The sequence below is a fragment of the Bradyrhizobium sp. BRP23 genome (genome assembly GCF_020194135.1).
Classification (GTDB): Bacteria; Pseudomonadota; Alphaproteobacteria; order Rhizobiales; family Xanthobacteraceae; genus Bradyrhizobium; species Bradyrhizobium yuanmingense.
In genome coordinates this window covers 93,555-108,938 of record NZ_JADYVW010000011.1, presented here as the reverse complement: position 1 = coordinate 108,938, position 15,384 = coordinate 93,555, and the positions used below count along the sequence as shown (strand labels likewise).

The 15,384-nt window shown below is 65.6% G+C and carries 9 protein-coding genes; 4 read left to right on the top strand and 5 right to left on the bottom strand.

Annotation, left to right across the window (positions count from 1 at the left end; translation table 11 throughout):
* Nucleotides 1–14: 14 nt before the first annotated feature.
* From I6F24_RS27215 to I6F24_RS27200, 4 genes are all read right to left on the bottom strand, one after another.
* Nucleotides 15–746 (bottom strand): ABC transporter ATP-binding protein, encoded by a 732-nt coding sequence (locus I6F24_RS27215; RefSeq protein WP_225149681.1) that lies wholly within the window; start codon nucleotides 744–746, stop codon nucleotides 15–17.
* On the bottom strand, nucleotides 739–2,409 hold the full coding sequence (locus I6F24_RS27210) for a branched-chain amino acid ABC transporter ATP-binding protein/permease (protein WP_050996039.1): 1,671 nt from the start codon (nucleotides 2,407–2,409) through the stop codon (nucleotides 739–741). The genes I6F24_RS27215 and I6F24_RS27210 overlap by 8 nt, the downstream gene beginning before the upstream one ends.
* Nucleotides 2,406–3,281, bottom strand: coding sequence for a branched-chain amino acid ABC transporter permease (locus tag I6F24_RS27205; RefSeq protein ID WP_225149682.1), 876 nt, complete (start codon nucleotides 3,279–3,281; stop codon nucleotides 2,406–2,408). Before I6F24_RS27205 ends, I6F24_RS27210 begins: the two co-directional genes overlap by 4 nt.
* A gap of 64 nt (nucleotides 3,282–3,345) precedes the next feature.
* Nucleotides 3,346–4,566 (bottom strand): amino acid ABC transporter substrate-binding protein, encoded by a 1,221-nt coding sequence (locus I6F24_RS27200; RefSeq protein ID WP_225149683.1) that lies wholly within the window; start codon nucleotides 4,564–4,566, stop codon nucleotides 3,346–3,348.
* Nucleotides 4,567–4,822: 256 nt separating this feature from the next.
* On the opposite strand from I6F24_RS27200, the gene I6F24_RS27195 reads away from it, so the two are divergent.
* The 4 genes from I6F24_RS27195 (at nucleotide 4,823) to I6F24_RS27180 (ending at nucleotide 11,510) form a co-directional block, all read left to right on the top strand.
* Complete coding sequence (locus I6F24_RS27195) at nucleotides 4,823–5,698, top strand: helix-turn-helix domain-containing protein (protein ID WP_225149684.1); 876 nt, start codon at nucleotides 4,823–4,825, stop codon at nucleotides 5,696–5,698.
* Between the two features lie 212 nt (nucleotides 5,699–5,910).
* Nucleotides 5,911–7,203 carry a siderophore utilization protein FsrB gene (fsrB, locus tag I6F24_RS27190; RefSeq protein ID WP_036028050.1) on the top strand — a complete coding sequence of 431 codons (1,293 nt, stop codon included), beginning with the start codon at nucleotides 5,911–5,913 and terminating at the stop codon, nucleotides 7,201–7,203.
* Nucleotides 7,204–7,290: 87 nt separating this feature from the next.
* On the top strand, nucleotides 7,291–8,118 hold the full coding sequence (locus I6F24_RS27185) for a hypothetical protein (protein WP_036028051.1): 828 nt from the start codon (nucleotides 7,291–7,293) through the stop codon (nucleotides 8,116–8,118).
* A gap of 350 nt (nucleotides 8,119–8,468) precedes the next feature.
* Nucleotides 8,469–11,510 carry an AAA family ATPase gene (locus I6F24_RS27180; RefSeq protein WP_346656938.1) on the top strand — a complete coding sequence of 1,014 codons (3,042 nt, stop codon included), beginning with the start codon at nucleotides 8,469–8,471 and terminating at the stop codon, nucleotides 11,508–11,510.
* A gap of 27 nt (nucleotides 11,511–11,537) precedes the next feature.
* On the opposite strand, the gene I6F24_RS27175 is transcribed toward I6F24_RS27180, so the two are convergent.
* Nucleotides 11,538–15,356, bottom strand: coding sequence for a Dyp-type peroxidase (locus I6F24_RS27175; RefSeq protein ID WP_225149685.1), 3,819 nt, complete (start codon nucleotides 15,354–15,356; stop codon nucleotides 11,538–11,540).
* Nucleotides 15,357–15,384 lie beyond the last annotated feature (28 nt).

The following is a 15,384-nucleotide window of genomic DNA, read 5'->3' as shown; positions in this document are numbered from 1 at the left end:
GCGGGATTGAGCGATTATGGTGGGGACGGGGCCGCGCGGGCCTTGCCGAGATAGGCGCGCTGGACCTCCGGATCGTTCTTCATCGCACTGGCCGGCCCGCTGCCGGCGTTGCGGCCGGACTCGATCAGGTAGACACGGTCGGCGATGTCGAGGCTCGCCCGCGCATTCTGCTCGACCAGCAACACGCTGAGGCCGCTGCTACGGATCTCCGCCAGTGCACGGAACACTTCGCGGCTGAGCAGGGGCGACAGGCCGAGCGAAGGCTCATCGAGCAGGAGCAGCAGCGGGTTCGACATCAGCGCCCGGCCGATCGCCACCATCTGCTGCTCGCCGCCGCTCATGGTGCGAACGGCCTGGGCTATACGCTCGGCAAGGCGCGGGAACAGTCGCAGGATCCTCGCGAGCCGGTCTGCCTCGCCTGCGCGGGCGCGGGCGGGGTAGGCGCCGAGCTGCAGATTCTCGGCAACCGTCAAATCGCCGAATACGCCGCGGCCTTCGGGCACCAGCGCGATGCCGCGCTCCACGATCAGGTGGGCGGGCAGCTCGCCAATGTGATGTCCCTCGAACCGGATCGTTGCGCCGGGGGCAGGTTTGACCAGCCCGGCGATGCTCTTGAGCAGGGTGGACTTGCCGGCGCCGTTGGCGCCGAGGATCGCGACGATCTCGCCTTGCCCAATAGCGAGCGCAATGTCGGCGAGAGCCTGGTGCTTGCCATAGAAATGGGAGAGGGCGGCGACCTCAAGCATCGTCGCCTCCGAGATAGGCTGCAACGACTTTTGGATCGGACAACACGGCCTCCGGCGCGCCGCGCGCGATCACGCTGCCGGCATTCATGACGATGCAATGGCTGCACAGCGCTCGAATCGCATCCATGACATGCTCGACCATGATGATGGTGAGGCCGCGATCGCGCAATTTCGCGATCAGCGCGATGCCGGTCTCGAGCTCGCTCGGGTTGAGGCCCGCCAGCCATTCGTCGAGCAGCACGAGGCGCGGCTGCAGCGCCAGCGCGCGGGCAAGCTCGAGCCGCTTCTGGTCGATATAGGTCAGGTCGCTCGCGGGCGTTTCCTGCAGCTTGCCGAGCCCGACGAGGTCCAGCAGCTCGCTTGCCGTTGCGCCCGAGCCGTTCGTCGTCGAGAACAGCTGCGCCGCCGCAACGTTTTCGGCCACCGTCAGGTCCGGCATCACGCGCACCAGCTGGAACGTGCGCGCAAGGCCAAGGCGCGCAATCTGGTGCGCGCGCATACCGTTGAGGACGATGCCGCCCAGCCGGATCGTGCCCGAGGAGGGCCGCAGCGCCCCGGACAGCGTATTCAGCAGCGTCGTCTTGCCGGATCCGTTCGGGCCGATGATGCCGATGATCTCGCCTGGCGTGACTGTGAAGCTGACACCGTCGACGGCGCGTAGTCCGCTGAACGATTTGCTGACACCGTCGACCGCGAGCAGCGGTGCATCGCCCGCGCGGGCGGGCGCGGCGGCGGGACCGCCGGCCGGAACACGCCAGCGGCCCGCCCCGAACAGGCCGATCACGCCGTTCGGCAACACCATCACGATGAACACGAAGATGACGCCGAGCACGATGCTGAAATGGTTGGGCAGCGTCGCCGTCAGCACCTCGAAGAGCAGGACCAGGGGAATGACGCCCAGCACGGGCCCGAACAGCGAGCCCGCGCCGCCCAGCAGGGCCATGATCACGACCTGGAACGAGATGGTCGGATTGAACGCAATGGCCGGATCGATATAGGTCCAGCGTGGCGCCATGACCGCGCCGGTCACCGCCATGAAGGTCGCGCTCAGAATGAAGACGCCGAGCTTGATCCGCGTGGCATCGATGCCGGAATGGCTCGCCGCGGTCTCGTCGGCGCCGATGGCGCGCAGGGCCAGCCCATAGCGCGAGCGCCCGAGCATCCAGCCCACCAGGAAGACGACCGCGGTCAAGCCCAGCAGCTGCCAGTAGAGAACGTCCTGCGTCACCGCACTGAAGAGATAGCGGCCGACCGATTTGTGGATGTTGACCTCGTACCAGATCACGAGCTGCCGGATCAGCTCGGCCAGGCCGAAGGAGAAGATCACGAAATAGATTCCGGACAGCCGCAGCGTCGAAAGCCCGGTGATTGCGGCGGTGAGTGCGCCCACGCCGGCTGCGGCCAGCAGCACGACCGGCCAGGGCATGGTCTCGCCGAGCACCGCAGCCGTGTAAGCGCCGAGCCCGAAGAACGCGACCGTTGCAAGCGAGATGTAGCGCGTCGGGCCCGAGAACATCGCCCACGCGGTCGCCAGGATCGTGAAATAGAGCACGCTGATGCCGAGCGCGAGATAATAGCCGTTGGCATAGAGCGGATAGGTGACGAGGCATGCGGCGAGGGCGAGGCCGGCGCACCACAGCAGAATGCGGACGGGCCCCGTCATGACGCCGCCCTGCCGAACAGGCCGGTGGGCTTGATCACGAGCACGCCGAGAAACAGTGCGTAGGTCGCAGCCAGCGTCAGACCGGGATCGACCAGCCGCGCCACCGCGGTCTCGACCACACCAAGCAGCAGTCCGGCGACCAGCGCACCGATGACTTTGCCGACACCGCCCATGATGATGACGACCAGTGCCTTCATGGTGAAGACCACCCCCATCGCGGCATTGAAGGTGAGGAACATGCTGATCAGCACGCCGCCGACGGCGACGAGGCCGCCGCCAAAGGCAAACGCCAGCCCCGACAGGGCCGCGACGTCGATGCCGACGAGACGCGCGGCGTTGGCATCGACTGCGATGGCGCGTACGGCAGTGCCGATCCGGGTGCGGGTGAGGGCGAGATACACGGCGCCGCCGACCAGCGCCGCGAACAGCAGCGCGACGAGCCGATTGACAGCAAGCGTCGAGCCCATGATCGTCAGCGGAATGGAGAGATAGCTATAGCTGTAGTACTGGCCGCCAAAGGCGACCAGCATGGCGCCCTGGATCACGAACAGCACGCCGAAGGTGACGAGGATGCTGTCGATCTCCTGCGCGCCCCGGTCCTTGCCGCGCCGCATCAGCCGTTCCAGCAGCAAGCGATACAGCAGCCAGTTCAGCACCATCGCGACCGGGACCGCCAGCAGCAGCGCCGCGAGCGGGCTCAGCCCAAGGCCGCCGTAGAGCGAGAACGCGCCGAAGGCGGCCGCGACCAGCGACTCTCCATAGGAGAGGTTCATGATCCGCGCCACGCCATATTGCAGCGTCAGCCCGAGCGCGATCAGCGCGTACATGCCGCCGAGCACGAGGCCCGGCAGGATGATGTCGACAAGCAACATGAAGCGGCGTCCCCTTGAGCGGACGGCAGGCAGGCCTCGCCGACGCAAGGCCTGCCAACCAGCCTTACTGCCACTGCGGCTTGGGCACGACCGCGGCACGCGCGCCCGGCAGCGAGGTCGGTGCGAGGGCGTAGAACTCGCCGTTCTGCCACTGTCCGACGCTCCAGACCTCCTGAAGCAGCCCGTCCTTCAGCTTGACCTTGCCGATGATGGTCTCGAACGTGCCCGCACGGATTTCCGCCGCGACAGCGGTGCGATCGAGCTTGCCGACCTTTTCGATCGCCTGCTGTAGCACCTGCAGGCTCGCATAGGTGATCGAGCTCGCCCAGCGATCGGGCTCCTTGCCGGTCCTGGCCTTGTGGCGCGCCAGATACTCCTTCAGCTGCGGAGACTCGGCATTCCAACCGCCGATGCCCATCACGCCGTCGCTGTTGGCGGCAAACTTGCCCTTGTAGAGCGGGAACGCGGTGCCGACGCCAACATAGAAAACCTTCGGGTTGAACTTCAACAGCTGCGCCTGCTCGGTCAGCGCGATCGTATCCGGCGGATAGCTGAAGGCGACGAACGCATCCGGGTTCGAGGCGATCGCATCCTTCAACAGAGGCTGGAGATCCTGCGTGCCCATCGGATAGGTCTTGTCATAGCCGAGCTTGAAGCCGTGCTTCTTGAAGGCCTCGCGGCCCGCGGCGGACAGCTCGATGCCGAACTGGTCGGCGATGCTGACCATCGCGATGTTCGCCCCGATCTTGCCTTCGCTCTTCAGCTTGCCGAGCAGATCGGCGAGCCCCTCGGATATCTGGGCCGACGTCCCGAGCCAGAACGTCGCGTTCGACCAGCGCTTGGCAAGCTCCGGCGCCTTGTCGGTCACCGACGTGACCGCGAGGTGAGGGTAGCCCAGACGGTTCAGAGTCGGGCCGACCGCGAGATTGAGACCCGTGCCCCACGGCGAAAGAATGAAATCGACCTTGTCCTGGTTGGCGAGGCGCTCGATCGCCTTGACGGCTTCTTCCGAGCTGCTGCGGTCGTCATATTCGACCACCTCGATCGGTAGCTTCTTGTCGCCGAGCTTGATGCCGCCGGCGGCATTCACGTCCTTCACCCACAGCTCATAATTGGGCAGGGTGGTGATGCCGGCGCCGCCGGCATAGGGACCGGTCTTGGAAATGGCGTAGCCGATCCGGATCTTCTCCTGCGCATCGGCCGTGGACGGAAAGGTCCAGAGCGTTCCGGCCAGAGCCGCAAGGCCAGCGACGCGCAGCAACGTTCGACGGTTCGCCGAAAACATATCGTGTCTCCCTCCTGTTGCACTCAAGCGACTGTTGGCATCGACGTGAGTGGTCGTTTCCTCTTTGGTCCCGACTTTCTCCAGGGCGGCATCATTGAGCCGGCCGCCACCGAGACTTGACCTAGCAAGCATCCCGAGCTTTGCTCGCACAATGGACAAATCCGGTGAAAGATTGGACGGTTCTGGCCTCGATGGCCAAGTGCGTCGAGGCGTCGCGGGCTCAGATCCGGCACCGGCACCCGCCCCGAGTGGGGCTGTGCCTGTGGGCGCCGAGCTGATCGCGGCGCATTACGTCGCGCGGCGATGGACGCTGACCTCGAAAGCGGCCCGTCCGTTCATTCATCTGCTCTGCCTTCCCGGCGGCGGGACCGCTGAGATCGGTCAGGCCGGCAGGACCATGCGGACGGTCGGACCCGCGCTGGTCTGGCTCCCGGCAGGATCCGCCGACTATCTGGAGGTGTCGGCAGGCACGACTGCGCAGCTGCTGCAATTGCGCGCCGGTATCTGGCATCGCTATCTCCCGCCATCGGCAGAGGCGGCCTATCTCGCGCTCGAGGGGGCGGGCGGCACCTTGGCGTTGCAGGTCGAGGCCGATCTCGCGGCCACGATCGCGCGTTCCATCGCGGCGATCGCCGCCGAGGTCGCCACGCCCGCACGCAGCGGTGCAGCGTCGATCATGTCGGCGGAGCTGACGCTGTGCGTGCTGCGATTCTGGCGCCTGTTCGCTGGCGACGGGAACCGCAACGAGGAGAGCAGCAGCACCGAGATCCTGAGCCGGTTCCGCAGGCTGCTCGAGGAGCGCTATCAACAGCACTTGCGCGTCAGCGATTACGCCAGTCTACTCGGCACCACGCCGGATCGCCTGCACGCGCTGTGCAGCCGCGAGCTGAAGCGCTCGCCGAGCGAGCTGATTCAGCAGCGCCTCGTCAGGGAAGCGGCGACGCGGCTGGAGGCTGGAACCATCGCCGTCAAGCAGATCGCATTTGCGCTGGGCTTCACGGACACCGCCTATTTCAGCCGCTTTTTCCGCAAGCACACCGGCGAGGCACCGGGCGTATGGCGTCGGCGCGTTGCGGCACGCGCGAGAGCGGGGCGATCGAGACCGACGCTGAATTTTGCCGATTGGCCGTAACGCACGCGGCTGCGCGAACACCCGATCACGCATGGACGCTTTGTCGCGCAGCTTATTGGCCAGTCTCGATAAATTCTAATGTCGGACCTCTCGCACTGCAACTGTCCCTGCGTTAGGCCGAAGGCCCACCGGCTGAACTGCCGGCGGCGAGTCCAATCGAAAAGCGGTCCGGCAAATGAGGGGCCGGGCCCAGTGGGAATGAGATCTGAGCGATGAGAGCGATATTCGGCAAACTGCATCGCTGGGCGGGACTGCTGACGGCCGCCTTCCTGTTCTTCTCCGGCATCACCGGCGCGATCATCTCCTGGGATCACGAGCTCGACGACGTCCTGAACAGCCATCTGTTCGATGTCTCGACGAAGGGCCCGGCCATTCCCTCGCTCGAGCTTGCCAAGATGATCGAGCAGCGCGATCCCCGCGCGCGCGTCGTCTACCTCTTCATGACGCCGGAGCAGGGCCACTCGCTGTGGTTCTTCGTCATGCCGCGAATCGACCCCGCGACCGGCAAGCGTTACCCGCTCGACTACAATCAGGTCTTCCTCGATCCCAACACGGGTGCGGAGCTCGGCCGGCGCTATTGGGGCGCGGTCTGGCCCGTCACGCGCGAAAACTTCGTCTCGTTTCTCTACAAGCTGCACTACACGATGCACATCCCGGAATTCTGGGGCAGCGACCGCTGGGGCATGCGCGTGCTCGGCATCATCGCCATCATCTGGACCATCGATTGCTTCGTCGGGTTCTATCTGACGCTGCCCTCGCGCCGGCGCGCCAAGGCCGCGCGGGCGCCTGAGGTCGCGCGCCAGCTCGAGCGCGGCTTCTGGGCGCGCTGGGCGCCGGCCTGGACCATCAAGACCTCGGGCAGCGCCTACCGGATCAATTTCGACATCCACCGCGCATTCAGCCTGTGGACGTGGGGCGTACTGTTCATCATCGCCTTCACCGCGTTTTCGCTGAACCTCTACTTCGAGGTGTTCTCGCCGCTGATGAAGATGGTGTCGAATTACACCCCGACACCCTATGAGCAGCGGCCCTATCGCGATCTCGATAATCCGATCGAGCCCAAGATGACGTTCGCCGAGATTGCTGCCCGCGCGGCCGCCGACGGCAAGGCGCGAGGCTGGACCACCCCGGTCGGCGCGCTCAGCTACGGCCCGGCCCATGGCGTCTACGCCGCCGCGTTCTTCCATCCCGGCGACGATCACGGTGCCGGCGGCGTCGGCCCGGCGCAGCTCTATTACGACAGCGAGGACGGCCGCCCCATTGGCGAGCGGCTGCCCTGGGTCGGCACCGCCGCCGACATCTTCGTGCAGGCGCAGTTTCCGCTGCATTCGGGCCGCATCGTCGGACTGTTCGGGCGTATCCTGATCTCGGTGATGGGCCTCGTGGTCGCCGCGCTCTCTGTCACCGGCGTCGTGATCTGGTGGCGCAAGCGCCGCGCCCGCGTTCGCGTGCGGGAGACGGCGGCCGTGCGGCTGAACCGGGAGCAACTGACGCCGGCAGAGTAGGGCACCCGCGTTCCGCCAATGGATGAACCTTGGCACGCGGCCTCGGCACAAAGATGGAGATCGCTCTCCAGTCTTCCCGGAATTGCAATGAGATTGCTTGCCTTGCTCTGCCTGCTCGTCCTGGCCGCGCCCGCCGGGGCGGCCGCGCCCGAGCAGCATTATCTCGACCTGCGTGACCGCTACATCGCAAAATTCTCGAATGCCAAGGAGAGCGACGAGATCTACAAGCAGCACGATGCGGCCCTGAAGGAGCTGGCCGGCGTGCTGCGCGGTCTGATCGGTCCGGTCGCGATCAAGGGAGTCCCGGCCGAGGGCAAGTCGAACGTCGATACGCTGTTCAAGGACGACATCGGCTTCGGCCATCTCGACGGGCTGAGCTTCGCATCCGAAGGCGACAAGATGCAGGCTGTGGTGACCACGACCGGGCTGCTCAAGCACTGGCTTGGCGAGCATCGCGCCGACGGCATGCCTCAGGACAGTGGCGCCGCGTTGAAATCCGACCGCTTCTATTATTACGCCATCCAGGACGCCGCCTTCGCGATCTACGCGGAGCTGCCGATCACCAAGCCGGCAAGGGCGAGCGTCGCAGCCGCTGTGCTCGGCGTGCGCGGCAATGGCGGCCTCAAGGGCCCGCCGGACGAAATCGACGTCGTCGCGATCCATGGCGACAAGGTCTATTTCCTCGCGGCAAGGGAGGCCGTGAAGACCGCCCCGATCGCGACCTGCGAGAAGGTCTGGAAGCAGATGATGGCCAAGCCCATCGACAAGAAAGACCCGCGCGGCGAGATGGCCCGCGAGGACAAGGCAATGACCGCCTTCACGGCGTGCTTCGCCAAGGAAGCCCCGAGCCAGAGCTGGTATGCGGCCGCCGTCAAGAAGGCGCAGAGCCAGCTGGACCGGCTGCCGCTTCCCTAGGAATGCCAGCTCGATATTCTCCGCCGTGATCCTCCGGCTGTGAACCACCGGCTTTGAACCACGCCTTGGCCTGCGCAGGCGAGGCGGCGCCGCGCCGTCGGCAAACGGAAGACATGAGGTTTTTGAATAGGTTAGGCCAATGCGGTCGTCCTGATCGTCATATTCGGCGGATGCAATCCCCGCGAGCTTCCACTTGCGGGTTGGGCGAGTTACTATGGCCTTTTGCGATACTTGCTGCATCCGGTCTGGCACCCGCTGGAGACCGTTCTTGCGGTTCGTCAACGAGTTGGCTGCGATTGACGATGATTACGCAGACCCGCGACCCCAGAGGCGAACGTCATCGATTGACGGTGCTGTTCTCCGACCTTGTCGGATCAACCGCCCTGGGCCGGGATGTCGAGTCCGAGCACCTTTCCGAACTCCTCAGCCAGTTGCGGCAGATCTGGCATCGCGCGGTGGCGAAGCACGGTGGTCGCATCATCCGAACGCAGGGAGACGGTGCGCTCGCCATTTTCGGCTATCCCCAATCCGGCGAAGATGACGGTCGTCGTGCTGCGGAAGCAGCACTCGATATTCACGAATGGGTCGGAGAGCTGCGCCACGATGGCGTATCGCCGGCGCTGATGCCGCTTCGAATGCATTCGGGTATCCACGCCGGCACCGTGCTCTTGACCCAAGGCGACATCGAGTCCGGCCGGTATGACCTGATCGGCGATGTCGTGAACACGGCAGCGCACCTGTCGCGCCACGCCGGTCCGGATCAGATCCTGGCCAGCCTCGATGCCCTTGGGCCGCATGCCAACTTCTTCGAGCTCGCCGCCCACCTCCCAGCGGCTTCGGGAATGCCGCAGGCGAGGCTGGTGTTGGGTCGTAGCACGGCGACCCGACGCTTCGAGGCAACCTCGCGCCGCGGCCTGACACCCTTCATCGGCCGCAACGAGATATTCGGCTTCCTGACACGCTTTCTGAGCGAAGCACCTGCGCAGGCGCAACGCTGCGCGGTGGTCGTCGGCGGGCCCGGACTCGGCAAGACGCGCCTTCTGGAAGAGGTGCTGGGGCACGTCGGCACCGAGCGCATCAGGCTGCTGCGAGGCAGTTGCGAGAGTTACGTCGGTGCCGAGGTTCTGCAACCATTCCTGCAAATGCTGCGCGCTGCGCTGGGAATTCGAGCGGACGCCTCCCTCGTCGAGGCAAAGGAGACGGCGCGCGCGGCTCTGGAGCCATGGGCGGCCCAGCTCGGTCCGAATGCAGAATCGATCCTGGCACTGGCGTCGGCCGGCGCCGATGCGCGTGGCGGCCGCATCACCGTCGACGGCGTCGTCGGCGATCTGCTCGGGTTCTTCACCGGACTGTCGGCACATGGCCCGCTGGTGCTGGTGATCGACGACTGGCAATGGTCCGACGACGCGAGCCGCCAATTGCTGCAGGCTTTGCTGGAATTGCCCAACGGACCTCACGTCATCCTCGCCAGCCGGCCGCGCGAGGACGGCACCGAATGGATTTCCGGCGCGCCGCACCTGTTTCTCGAACCGTTTCAGGGGCCGGAAACCGACTTTGCCGTACGACGTTGGGTCCCGCAGGCCGATCCCTTCCTCGTAGCCCGCATCCATGCCTATGCGGGCGGGGTGCCGTTGTTCATCGAAGAGCTCTGCCATTCCATCGCCGCCAACGATCCTGCCTCGTTCGAAGCGCGCAGCAAACAGGGCTGGATCGCAACCCTGGTCGCTTCGCGCCTGGCACGCCTGCCGCCCGATGAGGCGAAGGTGGTGCGCGCCGCGGCCGTTATCGGCAACACCGTGCCGCACGGGTTGCTGGTTTCGGCGTGCGGCAGCGAACCCGACCCGGCCATCGTGCGGGCATTGGCGGATGCGGACTTTCTCTTTGCGGATCCAGCGGGCGGCGTCCTTCGCTTCAAGCACGGCATCACGCGCGATGCGGTCTACGACACCATTGGCCTGCACGAGCGTCAGGCATTGCACAAGCGGATCGAAGACACCCTGCTGGCGCGGTCCGAGCAGGCTGATGGCGAGGATGCGATGGAAGCTCTGGCCTACCATTCGCAAGGCGCAGGTCATTGGAAAAGCGCAGCCCATTATGCTGAACGTGCCGGCGACAAGGCCATGGCTGCATTTGCGCTCGATCGTGCCAGCGCGCAGTACCAGGTTGCGATGCAGGCGCTGGATCGCGTGCCCAATCGCTCGCGCGAGCAATCGCTGCGCTGGTGCTTGCTGGCCAACAAGCTGGGTATGGCCAACATCTTCGACCCGCTGTCGCTGACCGACGACACCTCCGTGTTCGAACGCGCGGTTGCGATCGCGTCCTCCCTCGGCGAGACCGCTGCGATGGCCAGCGCCTATGAATGGCTCGGCTACATGTGTTACGGGTTTGGCCGCTTCCGGGAGGCCGTGACCCACACGCGGACGGCGCTGGAATTGGCGCGCAAGCTCGAAGACCGCCGCCTGATCGCGCAGATCGAAGCGACGCTCGGGCAGATTCTGGCTGCAAGCTGTCAGTACGACGAAGCGATCGCCTTGATCGACGCTGCCATTTCGACCAAGCAGCAACGCAGCCGGCGTCATGGTGCGATATCCTTCGGGGCGGCCTATGCGCTGTCGTGCAAGGGCGGTGTCCTGGCGGATCGCGGCGATTTCGAGGGCGCCCACGCCTGTTTCAGTGAAGGCATGGCTCTGGTCGAAGGCTCGACCCACCCGGTCGTCAATTCCGTCCGCAACTGGATTGCCGTCGCGCTGATCTGGCAGGGCCGCTGGCAGGAGGCGGAGCAGCTCGCCGTGGAAGGGGCGCGCATCGCCGAGAACACGCGCAGCCTGCTGCTTCTGGCCGATTGCCGCGCCGCCTCCGGATTTGCCCGCTGGTCGGCGACCGGCGACGCCGACGGCTTGCTGCAGTTGCGGAATGCCGCGGAATGGATGGAGCGGCGCAATTTTCACTTCTACACGTCGGTTCAGTACAGCTGGCTCGTCGAGGCGGCGACCGCCGAAGGCGATGTCGAGACGGCGCGGCGGTATGCCGCCCATGTCCTGCGCCGTGCGCGCGAAGGCGAGCGACTGGGCGAGGCGGCGGCATGCCGCTCGCTGGCGAAGCTCGCAGCGCTGCGCCAGGATCGCGGCCTGAGCGAGCGCTGGTTGCGACGGGCTGAAACCTCCGCAGGCTGGCGCGGTTCGCTGCGCGATGCGGCTCTGAACCTCTCCCTGCGCGGCGAGCTTCTCGCAGGGCAGGGCCGGGGCGAGGCGGCCCGCCAGACCATGATGGAAGCCGCCGAGAAGCTGCGCGCGCTCGGCATGCACTGGCATGCGGAGGAGACGATCAGGCTCGTCATTGGCATACCCGTCGGCAACGCCAACGATCAGCTCGCTCGGCATTGTGCCGTCTAACCCCTGCGCACCTTTCCTTACACGGCTCTAGGGTGGAGGTGGGCTCGGTGCGGGAACTCTTCCGTCCATCGTCAGGCTCATTGGAATGGGGCCGGTCCGCAAGGGTAGCTCCGTCTCCACCAGTGCGCTGAAGAAACCCAGCATCACCGCCAGTGCCGGGTCTGCTCCGGGACATGAATGCGTGGGATGCCCCGGGACCCTGCGGTTGCCGCCGAAGGCGTGGTAGATGTCCTGGCGACCTTCGGCGAGACTTTGCTGGGTGGCGGAGACTGCGCCGGCGACGATGACGTCGCCAGGCCTCACCTCGACCCCTCCGATGCTTTGCGAAACGACGGCTGTCCGCCAGATCAATTCGGGCACCGCGCGAAGTTGCATCGCGGGGATGAAGTCGTCTCTTAGCCGGTTGAGGGCGTCCATGTAGTTCTTTGCCTTCGTGCCGGCATAGCGAGCGCGCAACGCCCATAGCGTTCCTTCGCGCAGCCATTCGTTCAGTATCCGCCGCAGGTTGCCGTCGACGGTCGGAATGAATCCCATCATGGCACCGGCGACCGTGCGCGCCACGAACGGAATGTCGCCGGTGCCCCGCGGCGAGTTGTAAACCGCCTTGGTCACTGGCCCGTTTGTCGGCCCGAACTGCGTCAGGAAACCTTCCATCGCACGGCGCGCAGCGTCGCCATGCGCCGCGCCGATCGCCTCCACTGTCGCGTTCGGATGCGGCTGGAAGATGTAGCGCGACGGGGAGAGGAAATGGCCAGGATAACCGGGCGGCTCGCCCGGCTTCCAATCCCAGCGATAGCCGACGCGGCGGAAATGGCCCCCGTCTTCGCTCAATCCGAACCACGTTTCGCAGAAGGCGGCGAGCAGCGGATCCACCAATTCGTGCACGTCGACGGTCAATTCCCAGCTCGCTTCGCCGTCGCTGGCGGCATAGTCGATCGTCTGCTTGACCATGAAGCCCAGCACCTTCTGTGTGACCGCACGCGCCAGCTCGAATGCGGCGGGTTGGTCGAGGGCCATGATCGCGGCATTGCAGGCCTCGGATTCCTGCTCGTAGACCTGGTCCGGCTGCCCGGCGTCGCGGCCAAGATAGAGGATGCCGAACGACCGCAGCATGCGGGGAAGATAGCCGGTGATGGTCAGCTTGGTGTCGGAATCGGCGAACACCTTGTAGACCATGTCGCGGTCGGCCACCAAGACCCCGAAGGGCGTGCGAAGCGCGCCGCCGTGGCGCTCGCGGATCGCAGCCCACATCGAGGCGTTGACGAAATGCGAGGCTGAATCCGGATCTTCGAGCGCTGTCTTCCACGCGGCCATCGCCGCGGCTTCGCCCTGCTGGCGCTCGATCAGGCGCAGACGCGCGATCTCCTTTTCCCCCTGATCCGCGCACCACGTCACGGCCGGTTTGTACCCCTGGCTCGCCGCCCATTGCTTTAGATCGGCAAGCGCCTTCTTCGATGGCGCAAAGAAATATGCTCCCCATTCCAGACGAACGAACGGACGAGGTTCGTCGTGGAGCCGGTCCGAGCCGTCGAGCGCGACGCGAATGGTTTGGCCTTCATGCTCGAAACGGAAATGCCGGAGCCGGCCAGGCTCGGCGAGGCCGAGGAAAGGATCGCTTACCCCCGAGGACGAACCCGCGCTGTTGCCGCCAGAGAGCCAGCTCTGCACCACCTCGAACTGCTCGCCGAGGCTGGCATTGTAGGCCATGAAAACCAGGCCCCGCTCTGCTTGCTGGCCGGATTTGGCGGCTTGCGGGTCGACGGGCGGCCCGTAGGACATGCCGCGCCTGACGATCCGTGGGGGCCGGGCGCCGGCATCCGCCTTGGTGATCGACACGCGCGGATTGGCGCGCCGTATGTGCGCGTGAAACGGACACGATTGGGCCTGCGGGTCGGCGTCGTAGTTGAAGTCGTTGTGGCCTTTGTCAGGGGGCGGAGTAGGGGTCAGGGGTTGCCCGGCCTGGGGATGGCCGGTCGGCCAGCGTCCCATCATCTTGGCCATCAGCGTCTCGCGCGTCAGGGCAGGTGCGTCCGGTCCGGCCATCTCGGCTGCCTGTCGCGTCGCGCGGGCAAGCACATCCTCGAGCTGCTCGACGTCCTGTCGCAGCTTGCGCAGCGCCATGAAGCTGCCGTCGCGGAGCATCGCGTGAGCACGATTGGTCGCGTTGCCGAACGGCGCCGTCTCGTCGGCGATGTTCGGATAGCCGCACAGAATTTCGCCGAGATGCACCCGATTGGAATAGTACGTGCCGGCCTCGCACTCACGCAGCACCGGGTTCGAACTGCCGTCGGCGAACCCGAAATGGTCCTGCATGTCGCGGGATCTCTTATCGCGCTGCCGCTGCATCCATTGGATCGAAAGGGGCCTGATACCCGCATCGACCCCGACCAGGCGGTTCATTTCGGCCATCAACGCGTGTCTCGCATCCGCCGTCGTCTGCGCGTCCTTGGACAGCAACAGGCGGAGTTGAAGGACGGCATGGACCGAGCTCATGCTGATGCGCGGCGCCGGGTCGCCTTCGGGCAGGTCCGGCGCGTCGGTCCCGAGCGACCAATTGCTGGCGGGAAGGCGCCATCGTTGGGGATGATTCCAACGCACATCGCCGAGCAGGCCGGCGCGTCTTTCCATGCCCTGCACGAACTCTTCCGGCAGAGTGCGCACCTCTTCGTCGGACAGGCCGGCCTGACGCAGTCCCTCGACCGTGAATGCGATGTTGGTGACGATTTGTCCCGGCGTCAGAACGTCGGCTTCGGAAGTCACCTGGAGGACGCCGAGAAACGCGGCCAGTGCGGCCGGGTTGGCGAACTGCAGCAGCAGCAGGCAGCCGTGATCTGAATTGTAGGCGGTCAGAATTCCGCCCTGCACGTTGCCGGGATCCTGCAACGGCAGTTTTGCCGGCGGGGCGAGGGGCAGGTTGCGCCGTACCGGCGCCACATCGGGCGGGGTCATCAACCAGCGCAGGGCCTCTTCATAGCGCCGGCGGGCGCGCTTGACCCCTTCCGCGTAGGTGGGGTCGTTGATCATGGTGACGAATTCGGGCAGCAGCTCGTGACCGGCCCGATGCAGAAGCACCCCGTCATGCGTCCCCGGCGGATAGAAGTCGGCCAGACGGTAGAGTCCCGCCAGTGCGCGGATGCCGTGGCGAAACGGAGGCCGGGCGGCGGCTTCGATGCTGAGCGGTTTGCTGAAGCCGGCATTGGTCGGATCGACGCCGACCTCGCCGTCGACTTCGAATATCGAGTGTCGCGCGATGTCTTCCGGCGAGGGAATCCTGATCCGCGTGACGATCTTGTCGGCGCCGGCGCCAGAGGCGCGCCGATAGACCCGCTCCTCCATCCGCAGGAAGCGCGTGTCATCCACGGTCAGGTCGGGGGTGGCATAGAGGAAATAGGCTTCGGTCTGCTTGCTCTTGAGCCAGATACCCCAGTTTTCGTACGTGTTCTCGTATCCGAGCACATAACCATCGGTATTGCAGAAGATGAGGTCGAGCAGCCGGGCGGCCTTCTGCCAGATGACGCGGACATAGGCTTCCCAGGAGCCGTCGAACGTGGCGGTCAGCAGCAAATAGTCCACGCCGTCCACGGATTCGTCCTCGGGTTCGAGCACGGCGATGCCCACCGAGTGGATTCGCCCGACGCGGTCAACGGAATCGGTCAGCACGCGGGCGAGCTCGTATTCATACGCGTTGGCGCGTCCGCCATTCAGCGCCCGTAGCACGTATTTGACGCGGGTCTTGTACGTGGTCGCATCCAGGGACGGCACGAACCCCTTCTTGATCGGAGCCATCACCCTGAAATCGGACGTGCCGGCCATGCTGCCGGTCTTGATGGTCAAATCACGACGCATGTTTTTGGCTCCCCTGCTGCGAGCGTCT

Bases quoted from the DNA above. Each gene is read 5' to 3' on its own strand.
- I6F24_RS27175 (WP_225149685.1), bottom strand. From the start codon at position 15,356: ATGCGTCGTGATTTGACCATCAAGACCGGCAGCATGGCCGGCACGTCC.
- I6F24_RS27205 (WP_225149682.1), bottom strand. From the start codon at position 3,281: ATGTTGCTTGTCGACATCATCCTGCCGGGCCTCGTGCTCGGCGGCATG.
- fsrB (WP_036028050.1), top strand. From the start codon at position 5,911: ATGAGAGCGATATTCGGCAAACTGCATCGCTGGGCGGGACTGCTGACG.
- I6F24_RS27185 (WP_036028051.1), top strand. From the start codon at position 7,291: ATGAGATTGCTTGCCTTGCTCTGCCTGCTCGTCCTGGCCGCGCCCGCC.
- I6F24_RS27200 (WP_225149683.1), bottom strand. From the start codon at position 4,566: ATGTTTTCGGCGAACCGTCGAACGTTGCTGCGCGTCGCTGGCCTTGCG.
- I6F24_RS27215 (WP_225149681.1), bottom strand. From the start codon at position 746: ATGCTTGAGGTCGCCGCCCTCTCCCATTTCTATGGCAAGCACCAGGCT.
- I6F24_RS27210 (WP_050996039.1), bottom strand. From the start codon at position 2,409: ATGACGGGGCCCGTCCGCATTCTGCTGTGGTGCGCCGGCCTCGCCCTC.